The following is a 23,012-nucleotide window of genomic DNA, read 5'->3' as shown; positions in this document are numbered from 1 at the left end:
GGACGCGAAGACCGCCCGTCCCCGAGGAAGGGGACCGGGCGGTCTCGGTGTGCCTACGGGCGGACCAGGGCGCCGTTGTTGTCCAGGGCGCGGTCGAGGTTGACCGCGGCGCTGATCAGGGCCAGGTGGGTGAAGGCCTGGGGGAAGTTGCCCAGGGCCTCGCCCGACGGGCCGATCTCCTCGGCGTAGAGGCCCACGTGGTTGGCGTAGGTGAGCATCTTCTCGAAGACCATCCGGGACTCCTTGACGCGTCCGGCGGCCGTGAGGGCGTCGACGTACCAGAAGGAGCAGAGGTTGAAGGTGCCCTCCTCGCCTTCGAGGCCGTCGTGGCCGGTGGCGGCGTACCGGTGGACCAGGCTGTCGGAGACGAGTTCCTTGCCCAAGCGGTCGAGCGTCATGAGGAAGCGCGGGTCGGTCGGGCCGGAGAACTTCACCATCGGCATGCACAGGACGGCGGCGTCCAGGAGCTTGCTGCCGGGGTGCATGACGTAGGCGCCGATCGCGGGGTCCCAGCACTCCTGCTGGACGAACCGGTAGGCCTTGGCGGCCAGGCGCTGCCACTTGTTGGACCGTGCCGGAAGGCCGCGGTCGCGGGCCAGGCGCAGCGCCCGGTCGAAGGCCGTCCAGGTCTGCAGGCCGGAGTAGGTGAAGCGCTGGCGTCCGCCGCGGACCTCCCAGATGCCCTCGTCCGGCTCCTCCCAGTGGTCGGCGAGCCAGTCGAGGCGCTTGGAGAGGGTCTGCCACAGGTCGTAGGAGATCGGGACCTCGCGGTTGTACATGTACACCGCTTCCATGATCTCGCCGTAGACGTCGAGCTGGCGCTGTCCCGCCGCCCCGTTGCCGATCCGGACGGGACGCGACCCCCGGTACCCCTCGAGGTGGTCGAGCGTGTGCTCGGGGATCTTGTCGGACCCGTCGACCGAGTACATGATCATGACGTCGCGCTCCAGCGTGGCCTCCTCGCACCGCAGCTGGAGCCACTCCATGAACGCCGCGGCCTCCTCGAGGAAGCCGAGCTGCATGAGCGAGTAGATGGTGAAGGCCGAGTCGCGCAGCCACGCGTAGCGGTAGTCCCAGTTGCGCACGCCGCCGATGCCCTCGGGCAGCGACGTGGTGGGCGCGGCGACCAGGGCGCCGGTGGGGTGGTAGACGAGCAGTTTCAGCGCCAGCGCGGAGCGGTGGACCATCTCGCGCCAGCGGCCCCGGTAGCGGGACTGCCCGATCCACTTCTGCCAGAACTCCTGGGTGCGCAGGAACATCTCGTCGGCCTCGCCGGGCACCAGCGGGTGCACCTGGCCCTGCCACTCCAGGACGACGTCGACGGTCTCGCCCTCGTCGAGCGTGAACGTCGCCTTCACCCCGTCGCCGTCGTGGATCAGCGGCACGTTCGAGCGCAGCACGAAGCGGCCGGCCGAGGAGGTGAACACCGCGCCCACCCCGTCGACGATCTCGATCTCGTGCGAGGCGCGCCCGTAGTCGAACGCGGGGTAGCAGCCCAGCTCGAAGGTGGCCCTGCCGCGCACCGCGCGCGCCTGGCGCACGATGAGGTCGCGGGGCGGGGCCGACCCGCTGGTCTCCGGCACCATGAAGTCGATGACCTCGCCGACTGCCTCCGCGGTGAGGAAGCGCGTCATGAGGATGTTGGTGTCGGGCAGGTACAGCTGCTTGGGGCGGTTGGCCGAGCGGCAGGACAGCGAGAAGAACCCGCCCTTGCGCGCGTCGAGCAGGGAGGCGAAGAGGGAGGGGGCGTCGAAGCGCCCCGGACAGAACCAGTCGATGGTCCCGTCGGTGCCGACGAGTGCGACGGTGCGCAGGTCGCCGACGATCGCGTGTTCTTCGATGGGCAGGTAACGGCCGTACTGGACCGATCCATTTCGAGGCACTCTTCTGATGGTCCTCGGTTGTGTGATGGGCGGATTGCGGACGTGTTAACAGCGTGATCCGTTCTACGGACCAGTGGGTAACCCCGGGTGCCAGGATAGGTCGACCTCGGGGGCGGATGTGCCGTCTTGGGTCATGAGGGGCACGTGCCACGGTATTCGTTGATCTCCCGAGTCGGAAAAGCCGGACCCGGGCATAGGAACTGGTCGTATCTGGTGTCTTCATCGACATATCGCTTCAACCAGGACACCGTGTACCTGGTGATCACGGGATGGGCGACGATGAAGCTCAGGTGGCCGCGCTTGCGCAATTCGACATAGGCCTTCTCCGGGGCGCGCGTCATGCTCTTGTAGAACGGCTCGGCGTGGGCGCGCACCGGCGCCACCCGGTCGTCGTCGGAGCCGAAGATGAGGGTGGGCACCCGGATCGAGCGCCAGTCCCGCTCCAGGTGCCAGGGCGCGAGCGGCACCGCGGCCTTGATGGCGGGCCGCTGGGCCGCCGCCCGCAGCACCGCGCCGCCGCCCATCGAATGGCCCATGACGGCGAGGCGCGCCGGGTCGATCCGGTCGCGGACGGGCCCGGCGGCGAGCCGGTCCAGCGCGGCGAGGAGCTGGGTGGCGCGGGCGTCCGGCCGGTCGGTGCGGTGCCGGGCGTTCAGGGTGAACACCACGAACCCGTGCGAGGCCAGGAGCGGCCCGTAGACCGCGATCGACTTCTCCGTGCCGAGGAAGCCCGGCATCACGGCCACCGCCCCGAACGTCCCCTGGGAGATGTCGACGGGGTAGTGCACGGTGCCCGCCGCGGTGCCCTGCCCGGCCACCATCCGCAGCCGCGCGACCCCGAACGGCCCCGTCGAGGCGACGGACTCCGCGGAGGGCGCGGGACCGCGCTGGTACGGCCCGGCGGCGGCCCGCGGGGCCGCGTGCGCCGCACCGGGAGCCTGGACGGGCAGCAGGGCGACGAGGGCCGCGAACGGGACCGACAGGGCCCGGGAGACGGTCGAGAGCAAAGGGGAGTGCCCCCTCTCACTGAGGTGGTGGTGATCCGACGCTCACGCAGTGTGATAGCCGCCACCCCGCCCTGTCCCCGCGGCGCGCGCGACCGGATGGAAGATCATTTCCGGACGGGGAGCGGAAAGCGCCGGTCAAGACCGTTCCCGGTAGGCTTTCCGGCATGACCCTGACGCTTCTTCCCGCCGTTGACGTCGCCGATGGCCAGGCCGTGCGCCTGGTGCAGGGCGAGGCCGGCACCGAGACCGGATACGGCAACCCCCTCGACGCGGCCCTCGCCTGGCAGAGCGCGGGCGCCGAGTGGATCCATCTCGTCGACCTGGACGCCGCCTTCGGCCGCGGCTCCAACCGCGAACTGCTGCGCGAGGTCACCGGAAGGCTGGACGTCAAGGTCGAGCTCTCCGGCGGCATCCGCGACGACGCCTCGCTGCGCGCCGCCCTCGACACCGGCTGCCAGCGGGTGAACCTCGGCACCGCCGCGCTGGAGGACCCCGAGTGGACCCGGCGCGCCATCGCCGAGTTCGGCGACCGCGTCGCCGTCGGCCTCGACGTGCGCGGCACCACGCTGGCCGCCCGCGGCTGGACCCGTGAGGGCGGTGACCTGTGGGAGGTGCTGGCCCGCCTGGAGGAGGACGGCTGCTCCCGCTACGTCCTCACCGACGTCACCAAGGACGGCACGCTCAAGGGCCCGAACGTCGATCTGCTGCGCGAGTTCTGCGGGCGCACCGACAAGCCCGTGATCGCCTCCGGCGGCGTGTCCTCGCTGGAGGACCTGAAGGTGCTGAAGGACCTCGTGCCGCTCGGCGTCGAGGGCGCGATCGTCGGCAAGGCCCTGTACGCGCAGGCGTTCACCCTAGAGGAAGCGCTGGAGCTCACTCGATGATCGAGCGGATCTCCTCGGGCGGACCCTGGGAGGAAGTGATCGGGTACTCGCGGGCGGTGCTCGCGGGCGACATGGCGTTCGTCTCCGGCTGCACCGCGACGGTGGACGGCGAGGTCGTCCACGTCGGCGACGCCTACGAGCAGACCCGCACCGCCTTCCAGGTCGCCCTCTGGTCGCTGGAGCGGCTCGGGCTGTCGATCCGGGACGTCGTGCGGACCAGGATGTACGTCACGTCGGCCGAGCACACCGAGCCGGTGGGCCGCGCCCACGGCTCGCTGTTCGGCGACGTGCGGCCCGCGGCGTCGATGCTGATCGTCGCGGGCCTGCTCGACCCGCGGATGCTCGTGGAAGTCGAAGTGGACGCCTACCGGGGAGCAGTGGCATGACCGTGGCCGTACGGGTGATCCCGTGCCTGGACGTCGACGCCGGGCGCGTGGTCAAGGGCGTCAACTTCCAGAACCTGCGCGACGCGGGCGACCCGGTGGAACTCGCGCGCCGGTACGACGCCGAAGGCGCGGACGAGCTGACGTTCCTGGACATCACCGCCTCCTCCGGCGACCGCTCGACCACCTACGACGTCGTCAGCCGCACCGCCGAGCAGGTGTTCATCCCCCTGACGGTGGGCGGCGGCATCCGCACCGTCGAGGACGTCGACAGGCTGCTGCGCGCGGGCGCCGACAAGGTGTCGGTGAACACCGCGGCGATCGCCCGGCCGGAGTTCCTGCGCGAGGCCGCGCACCGCTTCGGCAGCCAGTGCATCGTGCTGTCGGCCGACGCCCGGCGCTGCGCCGACACCCCTTCGGGCTTCGAGGTGACGACCCACGGCGGCCGCAAGGGCACCGGCATCGACGCGATCGAGTGGTGCCGCCAGGCCGAGGAGTTGGGCGTCGGCGAGATCCTGCTCAACTCGATGGACGCCGACGGCACCAAGGCGGGCTTCGACCTGGAGATGCTGCGCCGGGTCCGCGAGGTCGTCGGGGTGCCCGTCATCGCCTCCGGCGGTGCGGGCGCCCTGGAGCACTTCCCTCCGGCCGTAGAGGCCGGTGCCGACGCCGTTCTTGCGGCCTCGGTCTTCCACTTCGGCGATCTGCTGATCTCCGAGGTGAAGGGCGCGATCGCGGCGGCGGGCCACGTCGTCAGGTGAGGCGGGGCGGTGCGCGTGCGGGCGGTGTCCTTCGGGACGCCGCCCGTTCATGTTCTTCCGGTAAGTGGTGAGATATCCGGTTTTTGCGGGCTGAAGGTCACGTTATACGCATAACCTGTCGGGATGAAGTTCGCCATCGCCACTTTCGCCGACCTGCCCGACGGGGACGAGGACACGCCCGCGCTCATCGAGGAGCTCGCCGCGCTGGGGCACGGTGCCGAGGCCGTCGTCTGGGACGGGCCCGCCGACTGGGCGCGGTACGACCTCGTGCTCGTGCGCAGCACCTGGGACTACTCGACCCGGCGCGAGGAGTTCCTCGCCTGGGCCGAGGAGGTGGAGCGCGCCGGCGCCCGGTTGGAGAACTCGGCCGCGGTGCTGCGCTGGAACACCGACAAGCGCTATCTGCGCGAGCTCGGCGCGGCGGGCATCCCCGTCGTCCCGACGCTGTGGGACCCGGTCGAGCTGCCCGAGTGGCCCGATTACGTGATCAAGCCGGCGGTCTCGGCGGGGGCCCGCGACACCGCGCGCTGGTCGGCGCAGGAGGCCGGTCCGGCCGCCGAGCACCTCGCGCGGCTGCGCGCCGAAGGCGCCACCGTCATGGTCCAGCCGTACCTGGACGCGGTCGACACGGCGGGGGAGACCGCCCTGATCTTCTTCGACGGCGCGTTCAGCCACGCCGTCCGCAAGGCCCCCATCCTCGCTCCGGGCTCCGGGGTCCAGGAGATCATCGCCGACACCAAGGACGAGCGGGAGCAGATCACCGCTCGCGAGGCCTCAAGGGCCGAACTGTCCCTCGCCGCGGAGGTCCTCGCCGCGGCCCCGAAGAACCTCCTCTACGCCCGGATCGACCTGATCCCGGGCCCCGACGGGGCCCCCGTCCTCCTCGAACTGGAACTCGCCGAACCCTCCCTCTTCCTCACCCACGCCCCCGGCTCCCCCACCCGCCTAGCCACCGCCATGACCCAAAGACTCCACTGACCCTTCCCCCCCCCCCCCCCCCCCCCCCCCCCCCCCCCCCCCCCCCCNNNNCGCCCCCACCACCGTTTCCCACGAAGCACCGCCGGACATGCCCAAGCCGCAGACCTTCAGAAACCACCCCCAGCCGCACCCATGCCACGAACCGCTCCCAGAATGCGCCCCCAGCCGCGGCCACACGGCGTTCGAGGGAGCGCCGCAAGGCACGCCACGCGCGGGCTGGTCCCAGGGAGCGCGAAGGCCGGCCGCACAGGGGTCGTTCCAAGCACCGAAGGTGCGGCTGAGCGCGGATCGCTCTCAGGGAGCGCCGCCAGGCGCGGCCCTGCACGGGGTCGCTTCCAGGGAGCGCCGCCAGGCGCGGTCTCTCACGTGATCGGGCGCCCCTGGGCTGCCCCGTAGGCCCCCAGGGCCGGAGGGGCAGCCCAGGGCGCGAAAGCGCCCGATCACAGCCGTCCCGCAGGCCCCCAGGGCCGGAGGGACGGCCAAGGACACAGCCCGATCACAGCCGTCCCGCAGGCCCCCAGGGCCGGAGGTAGGGCCAGCTACTCAGTGACGGTGACGCCGGTGGAGATCTCCAGGATGACGTTGTCCTGGGTGATGGACTTGACGCGGACGTTGAAGTCGCCGGACTGCTGTTCGCCGTCGAGGGGGACGGTGACGTTCTGGCCGCCGATGTTCACGGTGACCTGGGTGTCGGTGGCTTCGACGAGCTGGGCGTCGACGCCGAGGACGCTGGCCTTGGCGTCGACGCCGCGGTCGAAGGTGACGGTGCAGGTGCCGGAGGTCAGGGAGCAGTCCGTGTTCTCGCTCGAGCAGGCCGACGCCGTGCCGAGGGCGAGGGCGAGCAGGGGGGCGGCCAGGAGGAGGCGCGTCTTAGCGGAGATCATGCGAGCGAGTGTAGGCGGCGCGCGGGGGCGGGCACATCGCGCTGGGGGACCACTTCCTCGTGCTTCGGGAGGAGGACGAGGGGGGTCCGGCCGATACCGGGTGATGATCCGCGGCGGGTTTTTCGGGGCGGCACAGTCCGGGGCGCCAGAGTTCGGGGCGTCACAGTTCGGGGGCGGCCCGGTCGACGGCGGCGGAGACGACTCCGGGTTCTTCGGCGGCGCAGGTGGCGAGGCGGCGCAGCCGCAGGCTGTTGTCCTCGGTGAGGGGGGCTCTGTGCGCGCCGATGCGGCGGGCCTCCTCCTCGCAGTCCCAGAGCGCTTCGGCGGCGTGCGCTTCGGCGGTGTGGGGGGCGGTGCGCAGGAGCGCGGTGAGCAGTCTGGGCCGCAGGTAGGCGTACTCGGTGGCGGTCCAGGCTTCCTTGAGCAGCGGTACGGCGGCGCCGGCGCGGAGTCTTCCGAGTCCTTCGACGGGGTGCGCGGCCCGGCCCCAGGCGCGTGCCTTGAGGGCGGCTTCGAGGTCGTCGACGAGCACGGGGACGTCCTGGGCGGTGCCGTGGCCGGCGAGGATCGCGATCGCGACCTTGCGGCATCCGGGGGTGCCGTGGGCCCAGCGGCGGGCGCTCGGGAGGGCGGCGGGGCCGCATTCGCGCAGGGCGCGGCAGATCACGCCGCGCCAGCGTCCCGCGCCTTCGGGCAGGAATTCCTCGGCGAGGTCGAACAGGGCGGGGCTGCGGCGTCTGCCGAGTTCCAGGATGGCTTCGACGGAGGCGTCGGAGCGCTGGTGGGCGAGGGCCACGAGTTCGCCGTCGGAGCCGGTGGGCCGGTGGTGCTCGCGGGTGCGCGGGGTGGGGCCGGTGCCGCGCCGGGCGACGGCGTCGGCGATCACCGGGTGTTCGGCGGCCCACTGCCGGATGACGGGGTTGCCTGGGTCGTCGACGAGCCAGTGCAGGTCGTCCTCGTCGCAGCGGGCTGCGGCGACGGCGCCGAGCCCGGGGACGAGGGCGGGGTCGCCGAGGGAGACGAGGGCGTCGAGGGCTTCGAACCAGTGGGCCCCGTCGGCGGCGTAGCGGCGCAGGGGGGCGGCGGCCTCCCGGCGGCTGAGCCGGACGAGGTCGGTGAGCGTGTCGATGGCGAGGGAGGCCCGCCATTCGTCGCCGTCGTCGGAGTCGGCGGGGTCGAAGAGGTGGTCCGACAGCGGGTGGACGGGCAGTTCGAGATCGACGATCAGGCGCGCGTAGTAGAGGCTGCGCGATTCGACCTGCCGGTCCCACCTGGGGTCCCTGCGGACGCAGTCGTACACGAACTCCCCTGCGCCGCGCGTGCGCGCCGCGCGCCTTGCGGCGCGGCCGAGACCGCGCTGGAGCTGGCCGTGCAGGGTGTCGACGGGCTGAGTCACATGTGCGTCCACCACGCCAGCATGCGCAGGTGAGGACACGGGGGGCAAGTGCCTTTTCCCTGACGGGTCTGGATGATCACCGCTCATCGCCGGTTCATCGGCTTTTGTCACCTCCGAGTGATCTTCCGGGAATAACCGTCGGTCGGCGATGGTAGGCATGGGTGCCGAAATAGTCGGGTAACGCTGGGAGATCTTTCGTGACAGATCGGGTCAACCCCCGGGTGCTGCGCGCCGGGCTGCGGGTGCTGGGGGTGGCGATCCGCACCGAACCGCTCATGTTCGCGCTGTCCGTCGTGGCCAGCGCGCTGTACGGCGGGATGACGGTGGCGAGCGCCTGGGTGCTCGGCGAGGTCACCGAGCGGGTGATCCTCCCGGCCTTCGCCGCGGGCGAGGCAGGGAAGGGCGCGCTCGCCGCGGGCGCCACAGCCATCGTGGCCGTCGCGCTGCTCAAGGCGGTCGGGGTGGCCGGGCGGCGCTTCTGGGCCGGCCTCATGCAGTACAACCTCCAGGCCCGCTACCGCCGCTCGGTGACCCGCCAGTACCTGCGGCTTCCCTTGGCGTGGCACCAGCGGCACCCCACAGGGCAGCTGCTGTCCAACGCCAGCAGCGACATCGAGGCCCTGTGGGCGCCGATCGCGCCGCTGCCGATGGCCGTCGGCGTGGTGTTCATGCTGGTCTTCGCCGCGGTCTCGATCCTGGCCGTGGACCTGCCTCTGGCGGTCGTCGGGTTCCTGCTCTTCCCGCTGATCGCGCTGCTCAACCTGGTCTACCAGCGCGTCCTGTCGCCGCGGGTGGCGCGGGCGCAGCAGTTGCGCGCCGAGCTCAGCGAGGTCGCGCACGAGAGCTTCGAGGGCGGCCTGGTGGTCAAGACCCTCGGCCGGGAGGCCGCCGAGACCGAGCGGTTCCGGACGGCCGCCGAGCGGCTGCGCGACGCCAACGTCGACGTCGGGCGGGTGCGCGGGCTGTTCGACCCGGTCCTTGAGTCCCTGCCCCGTTTCGGGGTGCTCGCGGTGCTGCTGTTCGGCTCCGCCCGCCTCGACGCGGGCGCGATCGACACCGGCGACCTCGTCCAGGTCTGCTACCTGTTCACGCTGCTGTCCTGGCCCGTCCGGTCCCTCGGCTGGGTGCTGGCCGAGCTGCCCCGCAGCGTCGTCGGCTGGGAGCGGGTCCGGGCCGTCCTGGACGCCGAAGGCGCGATGCCGTACGGGGAGGGCGCCTTGGACTCCGCGTCCGCCGCCCGCCTTGAAGCCGAGTCCCTGACCTTCGGGTACGGCGACGAGGGCACGGTGCTGTCCGGGGCGAGCCTCAGCGTCGAGCCGGGCCGGACCGTCGCGATCGTCGGGCCCACCGGCTCGGGCAAGTCGACGCTGGCGTCCCTGCTCGTGCGCCTGGTCGACCCCCGCGAGGGCGCCGTGCGCATCGACGGCGCGGACGTGCGGGACCTCGCCGCCGGCGAGGTGGCCCGCGCCGCCGCGCTCGTCCCCCAGGACACCTTCCTGTTCGACGACACGGTCCGCGGCAACGTCGACCTCGAAGGCCGCCTGCCCGACGCCGACGTGTGGGCCGCGCTCCGCCTCGCCCAGGCCGACGGGTTCGTGGCAGGGCTGCCCGACGGTCTCGACACACGCCTCGGCGAGCGCGGCGCCACCCTTTCCGGCGGCCAGCGCCAACGCCTCGCCCTGGCCCGCGCCCTGGTCCGCGGGCCCCGCCTGCTGGTCCTCGACGACGCGACCTCCAGCGTCGACCCGCAGGTCGAGGCACGCATCCTCGGCGGACTGCGGGAGAGCGCGGCGAGCGTCGTGGTCGTCGCCTACCGCAAGGCCACCATCGCGCTGGCCGACGAGGTCGTGCACCTCGAACGCGGCAGGGTCGCCGACCGGGGCACCCACACGGAGCTGCTCGCCCGCTCGGCCGCCTACCGCGACCTCGTCAACGCCTACGAGGACGCCGAGGCCGAACGCGTCGAGAGCGACCCGCCGGAAGACGCGACGGCACTGGACGGCCTCGACGGGGCCGACGCGGGAGAGGACGTGAGGGCATGACCGCACTGAACGAGACGGCCCTCAAGGAAGGGGCCTTCGCCACCCTGCGCCGCGGCCTCGCGATCACCCCCGAGTTCCGGCGCGGGCTCTCCCTGACCCTGCTCCTCGCCCTGGTCGCCACGGCGGGCCGCGTCGTGATCCCGATCGCCGTCCAGCAGACCATCGACCACGGCCTGCCCGACGCGGGCGGGGCCGACCTCGGCTACGTCAGGAACGCCGTGCTGCTGTGCGCGGCGGCGACCGTCGTCACCGCGCTGAGCGCCTACCTCATGAACGTGCGGCTCTACCGGCGCACCGAGGGGTCCCTGGCGACGCTGCGCGTCAAGGCGTTCCGGCACGTGCACGACCTGTCGATGCTCACCCAGAGCACCGAGCGGCGCGGCGGCCTCGTCTCGCGCGTCACCGGCGACGTCGACCAGATCAGCCAGTTCATGCAGTGGGGCGGGCTGATGTTCCTCATCTCGGCGGGCGAGGTCGTCGTCGTCACGGTCCTGATGGCGATCTACTCCTGGCAGCTCACCCTCGTCGTCTGGGTGGCGTTCCTGCCGCTGGCGGTCGCACTGCGCTTCTTCCAGAAGCTGATCTCCCGCGCCTACCTCGCGGTCCGCGAACGGATGGGCGACCTGCTGGCCGCGGTCAGCGAGTCGGTCGTCGGCGCGCCGGTGATCAAGGCGTACGCGGCCGAGAACCGCACCGCCGAGCGGGTGGACCAGGCCGTCGAGCTGGGCCGCAGCGCGCAGAAGCGCGCCCAGGGCCTGGTGGCCATGACGTTCCCGACGAGCGAGATCGTCGCGGCGATCGCCACCGGGGCCGTCGTCATCGGCGGCGTGCTGCTGGGGATCGGCGGCGGGATCAGCGCCGGCGAACTCGTCGCGTTCCTGTTCCTGGTGACCCTGTTCGTCAGCCCGATGCAGCAGGCCACGGAGATCCTCAACGACGCGCAGAACGCGATCGCGGGCTGGCGGCGGGTCCTCGGCGTCCTCGACACCGAGCCGGACGTCGCCGACCCCGGCGAGGACGGGCAGGTCCTCGCGCGCGGCCCCGTCGAGGTCAGGTTCGAGGACGTGGCGTTCGCCTACCCGTCGGGGCCGCGGGTGCTCGACGGGGTCGACGTGCGGATCCCGCCGCAGGCGCGGATCGCGGTCGTCGGCGAGACCGGATCGGGCAAGACGACCTTCGCGAAGCTGCTGACGCGGCTGATGGACCCCGCCGAAGGGGCGGTCCTCGTCGACGGCGTGCCGCTGGACCGGGTGCGGTTCTCCTCACTGCGCGAACGGATCGTCATCGTCCCGCAGGACGGGTTCCTCTTCGACACCACGCTGGGGGAGAACATCCGCTACGGGCGGCCCACCGCCACCGACGAGGAGATCATCGCGGCACTGGCCGAACTCGGGCTCGCCGACTGGCTCGCGGGCCTGCCGCGCGGCCTCGACACCCCCGTCGGGCAGCGCGGCGAATCCCTGTCGGCCGGCGAGAGGCAGCTCGCAGCCCTCGCCCGCGCCTACCTCGCCGACCCCGACCTCCTCGTCCTCGACGAGGCCACCTCGGCCGTCGACCCCGCCACGGAGGTCCGCATCCAGCGCGCCCTCGACGGCATCACTCGCGGCCGCACCTCGGTCGCCATCGCCCACCGCCTCTCCACCGCCGAAGCCGCCGACGAGGTCCTCGTCTTCGACAAGGGCCGCATAGTCCAACAAGGCCACCACACCACCCTCGTCGCCACCCCGGGCATCTACGCAGACCTCCACGCCTCCTGGAAAGCGCACAGCGCGCTGTGACCCGACGGAAAAGCCGTGCTCCCCGTTGGCCGGGGAGCACGGCTTTTCTAAGATTACGGAAAGTTTCTGGATACGGATGTATCTGACAACGGGTGTGGGTTTGAATTCGAGACGTAGCCGTCGCCGGGCCGTGAGCTTTGCGTGATCAAGCCTGTGTCCTGCGGGTGCGGGCGCGAGGGATGCGGAAGGTGTGCGGGGGGATACGGAACGGATCTGTGGAATCGGTCGGGTAGAGGCCAGGAACAGGTGAATTCCCTTACTGGGCAGGGTTTTCTCCTCTCGCGGGCCGTCACCCAACGGTGATACTCTCACTCCAGCGGTAGCAGTCTTGGTTCGTTACGTGTTCTGCCAGTGGTATAACGCCCGCGCGAACGATGGACAGCGGGCGTTTTGGCTTTCCCGGGGACGGTACCCGGGGGCGAGGACTCCCCGTGCGGACCGCGGTGGGGCCACGAGGTGTGGACCCGTGTTTTGCCGCAAGGAGAAAGACCATGGCCCAGCAGGGCACCGTGAAGTGGTTCAACGCCGAGAAGGGCTACGGCTTCATCGCCGTGGACGGCGGCGGACCCGACGTCTTCGTTCACTACTCGGCCATCCAGTCCTCCGGTTACCGGAGCCTTGAAGAGGCCCAGCGCGTCGAGTTCGAGGTGACCCAGGGCAACCGGGGCCCGCAGGCCGACCAGGTCCGCCCCCTGTAAGCACCCGCAGTACCGCAGACTCAGACCTCTGCGAGCCCGCCCGGGCGCAGGCCCGGGCGGGCTCCGTCGTCTCTGCACTCCGTCATCTCCGGCCCGCTGCCGCCTCCGGCCCCGCAACCGGGGCGCGGGCGGATGCGGATAAGGTGCTGAGCATGTCAGCGCAAGCGCCCGCGGCCCCGAACAGCACCGCACTCGACCCGAAGATCGCCTCCCGTCTCAAGCGCACCGAGGACGGCCTCGTCCCGGCCATCGCGCAGCAGTACGACACCCACGAGGTGCTCATGATGGGCTGGATGGACGACGAGGCGCTGCACCGCACCCTCACCACGGGCCGCTGCACGTTCTGGTCGCGCAGCCGCAAGGAGTACTGGGTCAAGGGCGAGACGTCCGGACACGCCCAGTGGGTGAAGTCCGCGGCCCTGGACTGCGACGGCGACGTGATCCTCGTCAAGGTCGACCAGGTCGGCGCGGCCTGCCACACCGGCGACCGCACCTGCTGGGACGCCGACGACCTCGGCGCGGTCGTCGGCCAGCCGGGCCAGTGACCGCCGCCCCGCACGCCCCGGAGGCCGCCGGTCCGCAGGAGGGCCCTGCCGCGGCCCCCGCGCCGTCGCGCCGCGAGATGGGCGCGGTGGCCCTCGTCTGCGCGGCCGGCGCAGCCCTCGTGGTCTTCGCCACCGGGCGCGTGTGGGCGTACGCCTCCCTCTCCGGCGGCGGGCACGCCTCGGGCGGCCTGTCCGACCTCACCGGCGCGGACCTCACCGCCACCGGCGCGCTCGGCTGGGCGGCGCTCGCCGCGATGGCCGCGGTCTTCGCGGTCCGCGGCGCGGCCCGGATCGCGGTCGGGGCGCTGCTCGCCCTGCTCGGCGCGGGCTCCGTGCTGCTCGCCCTCACGGCGACCGACGCCTCCTCGGTGCGGTCGGCGCTGGTCGGCGACGCCAAGATGATCGTCGTGGGCTCCGGCGACGCCGTCTCCTTCGACGCCACGCACTGGCCGTGGCTCGCCGCGGCGGGCGGCGTCGTGATCGCCCTCGCGGGCCTGTGGACCGCCGTGCGCGGCCGCGCCTGGCCGGGCATGTCCGCGCGCTACGAGCGCGGCTCCCGCCCCGTCAAGGCCGCCCCCGCCGACGACCCCTCGGCCCTGTGGAAGTCCCTCGACCGGGGTGAGGACCCCACCGCCGACCCGAGCTGACCGCGGGGCGCCGCGCCCGGCTGACCGGGGGACGGAGCGCCGCGGCCCCTTGCGGGCGGAAAGTGCTCGTCAGGCCCCGTGGTCGGGCAAAATGGGCGGGTTGCTCTCGGGGGAGCCGCACTCAGGGACACGGTGCCGGCGCGCACGCGTGTCCGGACGCCCGCCCGAGTGCCCGGATCCTGCCGCGACGGAGCGGCGAAGCAGCGAGGAGCGACCGTGGAGACCGTGCTGGTGTTCGAGCATGATCCGGATGTCGCGGAGCTGGAGCGGCTCTACCTGGCCAGAGAGGGCTACCGGGTCGTCGTGGAGCCCGACCGGGCGCGGGCGGGGGCGGCCGTGGCGCGGGTGGAGCCCGACGCGGTGGTGGTGGACCTTTCCGAACTGCCGGCGGCGCTCACCGCCGCGGAGCTGTACCGGCGGGTCGCCGAGGCGGCCCGGCCCGCGCCCGTCGTCCGGGTGCTGCCGCCCGGCCGGGCGGTCGAGCCGGGCGAGCACGCGGTGGTCCGGCCGTTCAGCCCGCGCGCCCTGGTCGCGGCCGTGGCCGCGGCGTTGCGCGCGCACGCCGAGGACACCGCGGCCGACGTGCTGCGGGCGGGTGACCTCGTGCTCGATCCGCGGACCCGCGCGGTGCGCGCCGGAGACCGGCCCGCCAGCCTCACCGCCACCGAGTTCGACCTCCTCGCCCACCTGCTGCGCCACCCGGGCCGGGTCTTCACCCGCGAGCAGCTCCTCGCGGCCGCGTGGAGCCCCGGAGGCGGCGCCGGCGTGCGGACGGTCGACGTGCACGTCGCCCAGCTCAGGGCCAAGCTCGGCCCGGCCAGCCCCATCCGGACGGTCCGGGGCGTCGGATACGCGGCGGATGTCTGACCCGGGCCCCGGCTCCCGAGCGACCGGCCCGGGGGCCTTACCGGGCCGCGCTCGATCCCGGGGGCCGGGGGCGCTACCGTGGATCGGGTGATGGGGGCTCAGGGGGTCCGGGGCAAGGCGGTGCTCGCTCCGCTGGCGATGCTGGCGGCGGGAGCCGTCGCGATCGCCTACGTGGGGGCGGTCGATCCGAACGAGGCGGGGCACTACCCGACCTGCCCGTTCCTGGCGATGACGGGCCTGGCCTGTCCCGGCTGCGGCGGCCTGCGCATGACGCACGCGCTCGCCCACGGCAGGATCGCCGAGGCCGCCGGGCTGAACGCGCTGGCGTTCGCGCTGATCCCCGTCGCCGCCTATCTGTGGGTCCTGTGGACCGTCGCCTCGGTGCGCGGCGCCCCGGTGCGGACGAGGCTCTCCAGCCGCTGGGCGATCTTCGCGCTGACCGGTGCGATCCTCCTCTTCTGGGTGGTCCGCAATCTGCCGTTCGGGCAGGCACTGGCCCCGTGAGAGCGGGGGCGTGTGCGAGGAAGAGCCCGTGAGGCGGCTAACATCGGCAGGTACAGCAACCGTGACGAGGGGACAACCGTGAGCGTTCTCGACGAGATCATCGACGGAGTGCGCGCGGACATGGCGGACCGGCAGCGCACCGTCGCGCTGGAGGAGCTGAAGGAGCGGGCCGCCGCCGCGGCGCCGCCCCGCGACGCGCTCGCCGCGCTCGGCGGCGACGGGGTCGCGGTGATCGCGGAGGTCAAGCGCAGCAGCCCGTCCAAGGGCGCGCTCGCGGCCATCGCCGATCCGGCCGCGCTCGCCCGCGACTACGAGTCGGGCGGGGCCAAGGTCATCAGCGTGCTCACCGAGCGCCGCCGCTTCGGCGGCAGTCTCGACGACCTGGCCGAGGTCCGGGCCAACGTCGACATCTGCGTCCTGCGCAAGGACTTCATCGTCACCTCCTACCAGCTGTGGGAGGCCCGCGCCTACGGGGCCGATCTGGCGCTGCTCATCGTGGCCGCGCTGGAGCAGGAGGCGCTGGTGTCCCTCATCGAGCGGGCCGAGTCGATCGGGCTCACCCCGCTGGTGGAGGTGCACACCGAGGAGGAAGTGGAGCGCGCCGTCACCGCCGGGGCCAAGGTCATCGGCGTCAACGCCCGCGACCTCAAGACCCTGGAGGTCGAGCGCGGCACCTTCGCCCGCCTGGCCCCGCTCATCCCCGCCGACCGCATCAAGATCGCCGAGTCCGGCGTCCGCGGCCCGCACGACCTGCTGTCCTACGCGTCCTCGGGCGCGGACGCCGTCCTGGTCGGCGAGAGCCTGGTGACGGGCAAGGACCCGCGCGCGGCCGTCGCCGACCTCGTCGCGGCAGGCGCGCACCCGGCCCTGCGCCAGGGCAAGTAGTCGGCGAGGGCGTCCAGACAACCCGCTGCCCAACAGGAAAGTCCTCATGACCATCGAAAACGCCGTGCCGGACGCCGCCGGGCGCTTCGGCCGGTTCGGCGGGCGCTTCGCGCCCGAGGCGCTCATGGCCGCGCTCGACCAGTTGGAGACCGAGTACCTCAAGGCCAAGGACGATCCGGCCTTCCAGGCCGAGTTCCAGGACCTGCTGACCAACTACGCGGGTCGGCCGAGCCTGCTCACCGAGGCGCCGCGCTTCGCCGAGCACGCGGGCGGCGCCCGCGTCCTGCTCAAGCGCGAGGACCTCAACCACACCGGCTCGCACAAGATCAACAACGTGCTGGGCCAGGCACTGATGACCAAGCGCATGGGCAAGACCCGGGTGATCGCCGAGACCGGCGCGGGCCAGCACGGCGTGGCGACGGCCACCGCGGCGGCCCTGCTCGGCCTGGAGTGCACCGTCTACATGGGCGAGGTCGACACCCAGCGCCAGGCGCTGAACGTCGCGCGCATGCGGATGCTGGGCGCCGAGGTCATCCCGGTCAAGAACGGCAGCCGCACCCTCAAGGACGCGGTCAACGAGGCGTTCCGCGACTGGGTCGCCTCCGTCGACGACACGCACTACGTGATCGGCACCGTGATGGGCCCGCACCCGTTCCCGATGATGGTCCGCGACTTCGTCCGGATCGTCGGCGTCGAGGCGCGCGAGCAGTGCCTGGAGCGGTGGGGCGGCCTGCCCGACGCGGTCGTCGCCTGCGTCGGCGGCGGCTCCAACGCGATCGGCATCTTCCACGCGTTCATCCCCGACGAGGGCGTCAGGCTCTACGGCTTCGAGGCCGCGGGCGAGGGCGTGGAGACCGGCAGGCACGCCGCCACGATGACCGCGGGCTCCGTCGGCGTCATCCACGGCATGCGCACCTACCTCCTGCAGGACGACGAGGGCCAGACGATCGAGTCGCACTCGATCTCCGCCGGCCTGGACTATCCGGGCGTCGGCCCCGAGCACTCGTGGCTGAAGGACACCGGCCGCGCCACCTACGCCGCGATCACCGACGCCGAGGCGATGGACGCGTTCGCGCTGCTGTGCCGCACCGAGGGCATCATCCCGGCGATCGAGTCCTCGCACGCGCTGGCCGGCGCCATCAAGGTCGGCAAGGAGCTGGGTCCGGAGGCGACCATCGTCGTGTGCCTGTCGGGCCGCGGAGACAAGGACATGCATACCGCGGCCGCCTACTTCGGCCTGATGCCGGAGGATGGACAGTGAGCGTTTCCGTCGCGTTCGACAAGGCCAAGGCCGAGAACCGCGCGGCTCTGGTCGGCTACCTGCCCGCCGGGTTCCCCAGCGTCGAGGGCGGCATCGAGGTCGCCAAGGCGATGGTCGCGGGCGGCTGCGACATCATCGAGATCGGCCTGCCCTACACCGACCCGCTGATGGACGGCCCGACCATCCAGGACGCCGTGCACCGCGCCCTCACCGCGGGCACGCACCTGACCGACGTGTTCCGCACCGTCGAGGCGGTGGCCGCCACCGGCGCGTCCACCCTGGTCATGACGTACTGGAACCCGGTCGACCGGTACGGCGTCGAGAAGTTCTCCCGCGAGCTGAAGGACGCGGGCGGCTCCGGCCTCATCACGCCCGACCTCACGCCCGAAGAGGGCGGGGAGTGGCTGGAGACCGCCGACGCGCTCGGCCTCGACAAGGTCTTCCTGGTCGCGCTCAGCTCCACCGAGGAGCGCATCAAGAAGATCACCGATGTCTGCCGGGGCTTCGTCTACGCGGCGTCCCTCATGGGCGTCACCGGCGCCCGCACCGCGATCAACACCGGCGCGGCCGGCCTCGTCGCCCGCACGAAGGCGCAGACCGGCCTCCCGGTCGGCCTCGGCCTCGGGGTCGGCACCGGCGCGCAGGCCGCGGAGGTCGCCGGGTTCGCCGACGGCGTCATCGTCGGCTCGGCGTTCATCCGCCGGGTCCTCGACGCGCCGACCCTCGCCGACGGCGTCCGGGAGGCCCGCGCGCTCGCCGAGGAACTCGCCGAAGGCGTCCGCGCCCGAAGCTGAGGGACGAAAGCCCTGAGAGCCGGTGCCCCTTGGTCTGGGGTACCGGCTCTTTTCGGCCGGTAGGCTTTGCTGACGGTGACGCGAGTATCACGCTGTGTCGGCGATTCGCGCTCACCGAGGTCTTACGGGGGTCCGGCTAGCCTGCCGGTGAGGCGACCGGTGTGAAAGGTGAGGTGGGCGTGTGACCGAGACCCGGGAGGAAGCCGTGCACTTCGTGCCGCGCGGCCGTGCTGGGTGGACGCAGTGGGCGACCTTCGCCGCGCGGCTCGTGCTCGCGGGCGTGCTGTTCTGGGCGGGGTGGACCAAGTTCACCGAGCCCGCGCAGCTCCAGCGGCAGGCGGTCGAGGCCTACGATCTGCTGCCGGACGCGCTCATCGGCCCGGTCGGGCACGGGCTGCCCGTCCTGGAGATGGTCCTGGCGCTGCTGCTGGTCGCCGGTTTCGCGACGAGGCTGAGCGCGGTGCTCGCGGCCGTGCTGATGGTCGTGTTCATCGGCGGGATCGCCTCGGCCTGGGCGCGCGGCCTGAGCATCGACTGCGGCTGCTTCGGCGGCGGCGGCACGGTGGCCGCCGGGGAGACGAAGTACCTGCAGGAGATCCTGCGGGACGTCGGATATCTGGCCCTGGCGGTGTGGATCACCGTCTTCGCGCCGGGCCGCCTGGCGGTGGACCGCCGGCTCGGCCTCTAGGCGGGGCCGGCGCAAGAGTCAACGATCGAGGGGGATCGGATGGGCAAGGCCTCGCGGGACCGTTCCGCGCGGGAGCGGATCGCCGAGGAGCGCAAGCTCCAGGCCAGGCGGGACCGGCAGGTCAAGACGCTCGCGGTGGCCGGGGGAGCGCTCGCGCTCATCGCGGTCGCCGTCGGCATCGTCGTGCTGGCCAACTCCGGGGGAGGGGACAAGACCGAGTACACCGGCGCCCTCGCCCCCACGAGCAGGCAGGACGACGGTTCCATCGTCATGGCCAAGGAGGGGGTGACCGCCCCCGTCGTGGAGATCTACGAGGACTTCCAGTGCCCGGCCTGCAAGAGCCTGGAGGAGACCAACGGCGCGGCGTTCAAGGAGCTCGCGGCGCAGGGCAAGGCCAAGGTCGTCTACCGGCCGTTCCGGCTGTTCAGCCAGGAACCGCTGAAGTCCAACTCCGAGCGCGCCGCCAACGCCGCACTCTGCGCGCCAGGCGACAATTGGGTCAAATTCCATGACCGGATCTACGCCGAGCAGCCCGCGGAGGGCAAGACCGGCTTCCAGAACGCCGACCTGATCTCCTGGGCGGCCGAGTACGGGATCAGCGGCTCGGCGTTCGAGGCGTGCGTGAACAACGGCGAGAAGTCCGCGCAGGTCCAGGCCATGACCGACCACGCGTTCAACATCGGCAAGGTCGAGTCGACCCCGACCGTCCTGCTCGACGGCAAGAACATCACCGATCAGGCGTGGAGCCCCGAGGACCTCACCAAGGCCGTCACCGGCGCGTCCTAGGCCCTGCGGCGAAGGCGGCGGGCGCCGGTCCGCCGCCTTTCGCGTGCACGACAACGCCCGCGGACGCGGTAACGTCACGGGCATGCTGCTCGCCTCGATCCCGAGCCCGTCCCAGGGCGTCTGGGAGCTCGGACCGTTCCCCCTCCGGGCTTACGCGCTGATGATCATCATCGGTGTCATCGTCGCCGTCTGGCTCGGCGACAGGCGCTGGGTCGCCAAGGGCGGGGAACCCGGCACCGTCATCGACGTCGCCGTCTGGGCCGTGCCGTTCGGCCTCGTCGGCGGACGGCTCTACCACGTCGTCACCGACTACCAGATGTACTTCGGCGAGGGCCGCGACCCGATCGACGCGCTGAAGATCTGGCACGGCGGCCTCGGCATCTGGGGCGCGATCGCCCTGGGCGCACTCGGCGCCTGGCTCGGCTGCCGCCAGAAGGGCGTGCGGCTGGCCCCGCTCGCCGACGCGGTGGCGCCCGGGATCGCGCTGGCCCAGGCCATCGGCCGCTGGGGCAACTGGTGGAACCAGGAGCTGTACGGCCGCCCGACGGACCTGCCGTGGGGCCTGGTGATCGACCCGGCCCACCGCCCGAAGGACGAGTTCGGCGTTGTTCGGGCCGAGTACGCCGACGTCTCCACCTACCACCCGACGTTCCTCTACGAGTCGCTGTGGTGCGTCGGCCTGGCCATCGTGCTGATCTGGGCCGGCAAGAAGTGGAACCTCAACCACGGGCGGACCTTCGCGCTCTACGTGGCGGGCTACACCCTCGGCCGCGGCTGGATCGAGCTGCTGCGCATCGACAACGCCCACGAGTTCCTGGGCCTGCGCCTCAACACCTACACCTCGCTGCTGGTGTTCCTGGCCGCGGTCGCCTACCTCGTCCTGAACCGCGGCAAGGGCTCGGTCCCCGAGCGGCTCGACGACGGCCACGACTACTTCGCCGACGCGGCGCCCGACCCCGACGGCGACAAGCCGCTCGACCCGGCCGACACCGAGCCGACCGAGGACCTGTCGGCCGTCCCGCCGGAAGAGCGCGCCAAGGCCGCCGAGGAGGCCGCGGCGAAGGCCGAGGCCGCCCGTAAGTCCGACATCGACGGCGAGACCGACGAGGCCGCCGAGACCGACGAGGCCGCCCACGACGACGACGCAGACGCCGCGGACGACGCGGAGGAGCCGAAGGCCGAGGTGCCCGCCCCCGCCGCGGAGGCCGCCGACACGTCCGTCGCACAGGACGAAGAGGACGCGCAGGACGAAGCGGACTCTGTAGACGAGCCGTCCGAGCCCGTCGCCGCCGAAGAGGCCGAGGAGCCCGCCGCCAAGGCCGACGAGCCCGCGAAGGCCGCCGAAGCCGATGAGTCCGCCGAGTCCGCCGAGGACGCCGACGCCGACGCCGACGCCGAGCGGCCGGTGGACGACGGCGCGGCGGTCAAGGACCGCGCCTGAGCGGATCCGGGAGCGCCGGGGGTCGCAAGACCGCACCCCCGGCGCGCCGATGCTCGATAAGCTCTCGACGCGATGTCTGAAATGCCTGGAGGACCGGTGGGCGGAACGAGCGCGCGGACCAAGCCCGCCGAGGATGAGATCTGGCCGGAGGCCGACAAGGGCGGCGGAGGCGGCAGGACGAAGATCCTGGTCGCGGTCGGCGTGGTCGTGGTGCTGATCGCGGCCGCGGTGGGCGCCTGGCTGCTGCTGCCGTCCGACGACGCGGAGGGCGGCGCCTCCTCCGGTGGCGGCGCCCAGTACACGCCCGACGTGTACGTCCCGCAGACGCCCGGGCAGAACGCCGGGAAGGTCGCCTCGCGCAAGACCGACACCCGCCCCTTCACCGAGGGCGAGGTGTTCGACGAGATGAAGCAGGCCACCTACCGGTCGTTCACGTTCCGGCTGACGGACTCCGACGTCACCGAGGACTGCGCGTCGGTCGTGTGGGGCGAGCTGCTCACCAAGACCCTCGAGCGCGGCGAGTGCACCCAGGTCGCCCGCGGCGCGTACGTGTCGAAGGACGGCAAGGGCGCGGGGAACTTCGTGGCGATCAACATGGTCGACCAGGCCGCGGCCCAGCAGGTGCTGAACAGCCTCGACCCCGACCTGAAGGGCGGGTTCGTCCGCCCCCTCGCGGTCGAGGGCGCCGCCGACTTCGGTTCGGGCTTCACCGCCGCCTACAGCCAGGCCATCGGCCACTACGTGATCATGAGCTGGGTCGGCAGGGCCGACGGCGGCACCCCCGAGGCCATGAACGAGCTGATCGACACCAGCCTGGCCGTGCAGAAGCCCGAGGAGTTCGCCTGGGGCCGGATCGTGCTGCTCGATCCCCGATGAGCGATCCCCGCCGTCCCCGTCCCGCGGGTCCCCTCGCGCACGGCCGTCCTGGCCCGTCCGCGTACGAGGCGGCTCCCACGGGCCCGAATCCGGTGCATCCGGAGCTGGCGGAGAAGGACGAGCGGGAGGCCGGGAGCGGCGGCTCCAGGGGCGGGAAGCCCGGGGCGGGCGAGTCCCAGCGGCGGCCGGGCGGGAAGAACGGCAAGAACGGCAAGAACAAGAAGCAGTCCCGGCTGTTCTTCGGCGCCGCGGCTGCCCTGCTCGTGCTGGTGTGCGCCGCGGCCGCGGTCGCCGTGGTGGTGCTGAGGCAGGGCGGCGAGGCCGAGGGAGGGTCGGCGCGGCCCGGCGCGGTGCGCCTCGGCGTGCCCGAGCTGACCGGTTACACCCCCGAGTCCTACTCGTCGTCGCCGTCCACCGAGGTGTTCGAGCTGATCGAGACCCGCGCGCTGGATCCCGAGCCGCTGACCGCCGACGAGATGTTCCCCAAGGGCTCCCTGGAGGACGACACCACGGGCGCGAAGATCGTCCGGAGGTCCGCCGTGGAGGACGCGGACTGCGCCGACGCGATCTGGGGCGAGGGCCTGGCCGAGCGGCTCGGCGAGGCCGGATGCAGTCAAGCGGTCCGCGGACTTTACACCGACACGAAGAAGGGTTTCGCGGCCGTCGTCGCGGTCTATAACCTCACCGACGCGGAAGCCGCCAATGACGCGGTCGAGGCCTTCGGCGCGGGTACCGCGGGATTCGTCCGGGTGCCCGACGACGCTCCGGAGTTCTTCGGCCAGGGCTTCGGCATGGCGCGTGGAATAGCGATGGGGCATTACGCGTTGATCACGTGGGTGCAGCGGACGGACGGCACCGGTGACGAGCGCAGCGCGGCGCTCCTGTCGGTGCTGGTGACGGCCGCCGAAGCCGATGCCATCTATGGCCGCGCGGCCTGATGACCTGCGTGTTTCCGTGAGGTTGATCACGGATGAACGGACAGGTCTAGACCTGGTGGGTCTGGTTTGTCCGGCTATGATGGGGT

Annotated in this window: 23 protein-coding genes; 19 read left to right on the top strand and 4 right to left on the bottom strand. The window is 72.3% G+C overall.

Annotated features, from left to right (window positions below; translation table 11 throughout):
- Window positions 1-53: 53 nt before the first annotated feature.
- Both ACYVOM_RS07460 and ACYVOM_RS07455 read right to left on the bottom strand, forming a co-directional pair.
- Complete coding sequence (locus ACYVOM_RS07460) at window positions 54-1,883, bottom strand: glycoside hydrolase family 15 protein (protein WP_460302495.1); 1,830 nt, start codon at window positions 1,881-1,883, stop codon at window positions 54-56.
- A gap of 131 nt (window positions 1,884-2,014) precedes the next feature.
- A complete protein-coding gene (locus ACYVOM_RS07455; protein ID WP_460302494.1) occupies window positions 2,015-2,890 on the bottom strand; it encodes a dienelactone hydrolase family protein in 876 nt (291 codons plus the stop codon).
- Window positions 2,891-3,054: 164 nt separating this feature from the next.
- Here ACYVOM_RS07455 and priA point away from each other — a divergent pair, with 164 nt between their 5' ends.
- From priA to ACYVOM_RS07435, 4 genes are all read left to right on the top strand, one after another.
- Window positions 3,055-3,774, top strand: coding sequence for a bifunctional 1-(5-phosphoribosyl)-5-((5-phosphoribosylamino)methylideneamino)imidazole-4-carboxamide isomerase/phosphoribosylanthranilate isomerase PriA (gene priA, locus ACYVOM_RS07450; RefSeq protein ID WP_460302493.1), 720 nt, complete (start codon window positions 3,055-3,057; stop codon window positions 3,772-3,774).
- A complete protein-coding gene (locus ACYVOM_RS07445; protein ID WP_460302492.1) occupies window positions 3,771-4,160 on the top strand; it encodes a RidA family protein in 390 nt (129 codons plus the stop codon). Before priA ends, ACYVOM_RS07445 begins: the two co-directional genes overlap by 4 nt.
- Entirely contained in the window at window positions 4,157-4,918 is a 762-nt protein-coding gene (hisF, locus tag ACYVOM_RS07440; RefSeq protein WP_460302491.1) for an imidazole glycerol phosphate synthase subunit HisF, read from the top strand. The genes ACYVOM_RS07445 and hisF overlap by 4 nt, the downstream gene beginning before the upstream one ends.
- A 123-nt stretch (window positions 4,919-5,041) precedes the next feature.
- Window positions 5,042-5,896 carry an ATP-grasp domain-containing protein gene (locus tag ACYVOM_RS07435; protein ID WP_460302490.1) on the top strand — a complete coding sequence of 285 codons (855 nt, stop codon included), beginning with the start codon at window positions 5,042-5,044 and terminating at the stop codon, window positions 5,894-5,896.
- Between the two features lie 539 nt (window positions 5,897-6,435).
- Here the strand turns inward: ACYVOM_RS07435 and ACYVOM_RS07430 are convergent.
- Both ACYVOM_RS07430 and ACYVOM_RS07425 read right to left on the bottom strand, forming a co-directional pair.
- On the bottom strand, window positions 6,436-6,780 hold the full coding sequence (locus tag ACYVOM_RS07430) for a hypothetical protein (protein ID WP_460302489.1): 345 nt from the start codon (window positions 6,778-6,780) through the stop codon (window positions 6,436-6,438).
- A 160-nt stretch (window positions 6,781-6,940) separates the two neighbouring features.
- Window positions 6,941-8,188 (bottom strand): hypothetical protein, encoded by a 1,248-nt coding sequence (locus ACYVOM_RS07425; protein ID WP_460302488.1) that lies wholly within the window; start codon window positions 8,186-8,188, stop codon window positions 6,941-6,943.
- A 263-nt stretch (window positions 8,189-8,451) separates the two neighbouring features.
- On the opposite strand from ACYVOM_RS07425, the gene ACYVOM_RS07420 reads away from it, so the two are divergent.
- The 15 genes from ACYVOM_RS07420 to ACYVOM_RS07350 all read left to right on the top strand — a co-directional run bounded on the left by ACYVOM_RS07420 (window position 8,452) and on the right by ACYVOM_RS07350 (window position 22,926).
- Complete coding sequence (locus tag ACYVOM_RS07420; RefSeq protein ID WP_460302616.1) at window positions 8,452-10,218, top strand: ABC transporter ATP-binding protein; 1,767 nt, start codon at window positions 8,452-8,454, stop codon at window positions 10,216-10,218.
- Entirely contained in the window at window positions 10,215-11,996 is a 1,782-nt protein-coding gene (locus ACYVOM_RS07415; RefSeq protein ID WP_460302487.1) for an ABC transporter ATP-binding protein, read from the top strand. Before ACYVOM_RS07420 ends, ACYVOM_RS07415 begins: the two co-directional genes overlap by 4 nt.
- A gap of 491 nt (window positions 11,997-12,487) precedes the next feature.
- On the top strand, window positions 12,488-12,694 hold the full coding sequence (locus tag ACYVOM_RS07410) for a cold-shock protein (RefSeq protein WP_460302486.1): 207 nt from the start codon (window positions 12,488-12,490) through the stop codon (window positions 12,692-12,694).
- Between the two features lie 152 nt (window positions 12,695-12,846).
- Window positions 12,847-13,239 (top strand): phosphoribosyl-AMP cyclohydrolase, encoded by a 393-nt coding sequence (hisI, locus tag ACYVOM_RS07405; protein ID WP_460302485.1) that lies wholly within the window; start codon window positions 12,847-12,849, stop codon window positions 13,237-13,239.
- Window positions 13,236-13,886, top strand: coding sequence for a Trp biosynthesis-associated membrane protein (locus ACYVOM_RS07400; protein ID WP_460302484.1), 651 nt, complete (start codon window positions 13,236-13,238; stop codon window positions 13,884-13,886). Before hisI ends, ACYVOM_RS07400 begins: the two co-directional genes overlap by 4 nt.
- 216 nt (window positions 13,887-14,102) lie before the next feature.
- Window positions 14,103-14,753: a winged helix-turn-helix transcriptional regulator gene (locus ACYVOM_RS07395; protein WP_460302483.1), complete on the top strand. Its 651-nt coding sequence runs from the start codon at window positions 14,103-14,105 to the stop codon at window positions 14,751-14,753.
- Between the two features lie 90 nt (window positions 14,754-14,843).
- Entirely contained in the window at window positions 14,844-15,257 is a 414-nt protein-coding gene (locus tag ACYVOM_RS07390) for a DUF2752 domain-containing protein (protein ID WP_460302482.1), read from the top strand.
- Between the two features lie 78 nt (window positions 15,258-15,335).
- On the top strand, window positions 15,336-16,142 hold the full coding sequence (gene trpC, locus ACYVOM_RS07385) for an indole-3-glycerol phosphate synthase TrpC (protein WP_460302481.1): 807 nt from the start codon (window positions 15,336-15,338) through the stop codon (window positions 16,140-16,142).
- A 46-nt stretch (window positions 16,143-16,188) separates the two neighbouring features.
- Complete coding sequence (trpB, locus tag ACYVOM_RS07380; protein WP_460302480.1) at window positions 16,189-17,403, top strand: tryptophan synthase subunit beta; 1,215 nt, start codon at window positions 16,189-16,191, stop codon at window positions 17,401-17,403.
- Window positions 17,400-18,197, top strand: a complete 798-nt coding sequence (gene trpA / locus ACYVOM_RS07375; RefSeq protein ID WP_460302479.1) for a tryptophan synthase subunit alpha — start codon at window positions 17,400-17,402, stop codon at window positions 18,195-18,197. The genes trpB and trpA overlap by 4 nt, the downstream gene beginning before the upstream one ends.
- A 181-nt stretch (window positions 18,198-18,378) precedes the next feature.
- Window positions 18,379-18,885 carry a MauE/DoxX family redox-associated membrane protein gene (locus tag ACYVOM_RS07370; RefSeq protein ID WP_460302478.1) on the top strand — a complete coding sequence of 169 codons (507 nt, stop codon included), beginning with the start codon at window positions 18,379-18,381 and terminating at the stop codon, window positions 18,883-18,885.
- Window positions 18,886-18,924: 39 nt separating this feature from the next.
- On the top strand, window positions 18,925-19,671 hold the full coding sequence (locus ACYVOM_RS07365; RefSeq protein WP_460302477.1) for a DsbA family protein: 747 nt from the start codon (window positions 18,925-18,927) through the stop codon (window positions 19,669-19,671).
- Window positions 19,672-19,753: 82 nt separating this feature from the next.
- Entirely contained in the window at window positions 19,754-21,112 is a 1,359-nt protein-coding gene (gene lgt / locus ACYVOM_RS07360; protein WP_460302476.1) for a prolipoprotein diacylglyceryl transferase, read from the top strand.
- Between the two features lie 96 nt (window positions 21,113-21,208).
- Window positions 21,209-21,988, top strand: coding sequence for a hypothetical protein (locus tag ACYVOM_RS07355; protein ID WP_460302475.1), 780 nt, complete (start codon window positions 21,209-21,211; stop codon window positions 21,986-21,988).
- A complete protein-coding gene (locus ACYVOM_RS07350; RefSeq protein ID WP_460302474.1) occupies window positions 21,985-22,926 on the top strand; it encodes a hypothetical protein in 942 nt (313 codons plus the stop codon). Before ACYVOM_RS07355 ends, ACYVOM_RS07350 begins: the two co-directional genes overlap by 4 nt.
- The last annotated feature ends 86 nt before the right edge of the window (window positions 22,927-23,012 follow it).

The sequence above is a fragment of the Actinocorallia aurea genome, assembly GCF_054783995.1.
This window is presented reverse-complemented; position numbering and strand designations above follow the sequence as displayed.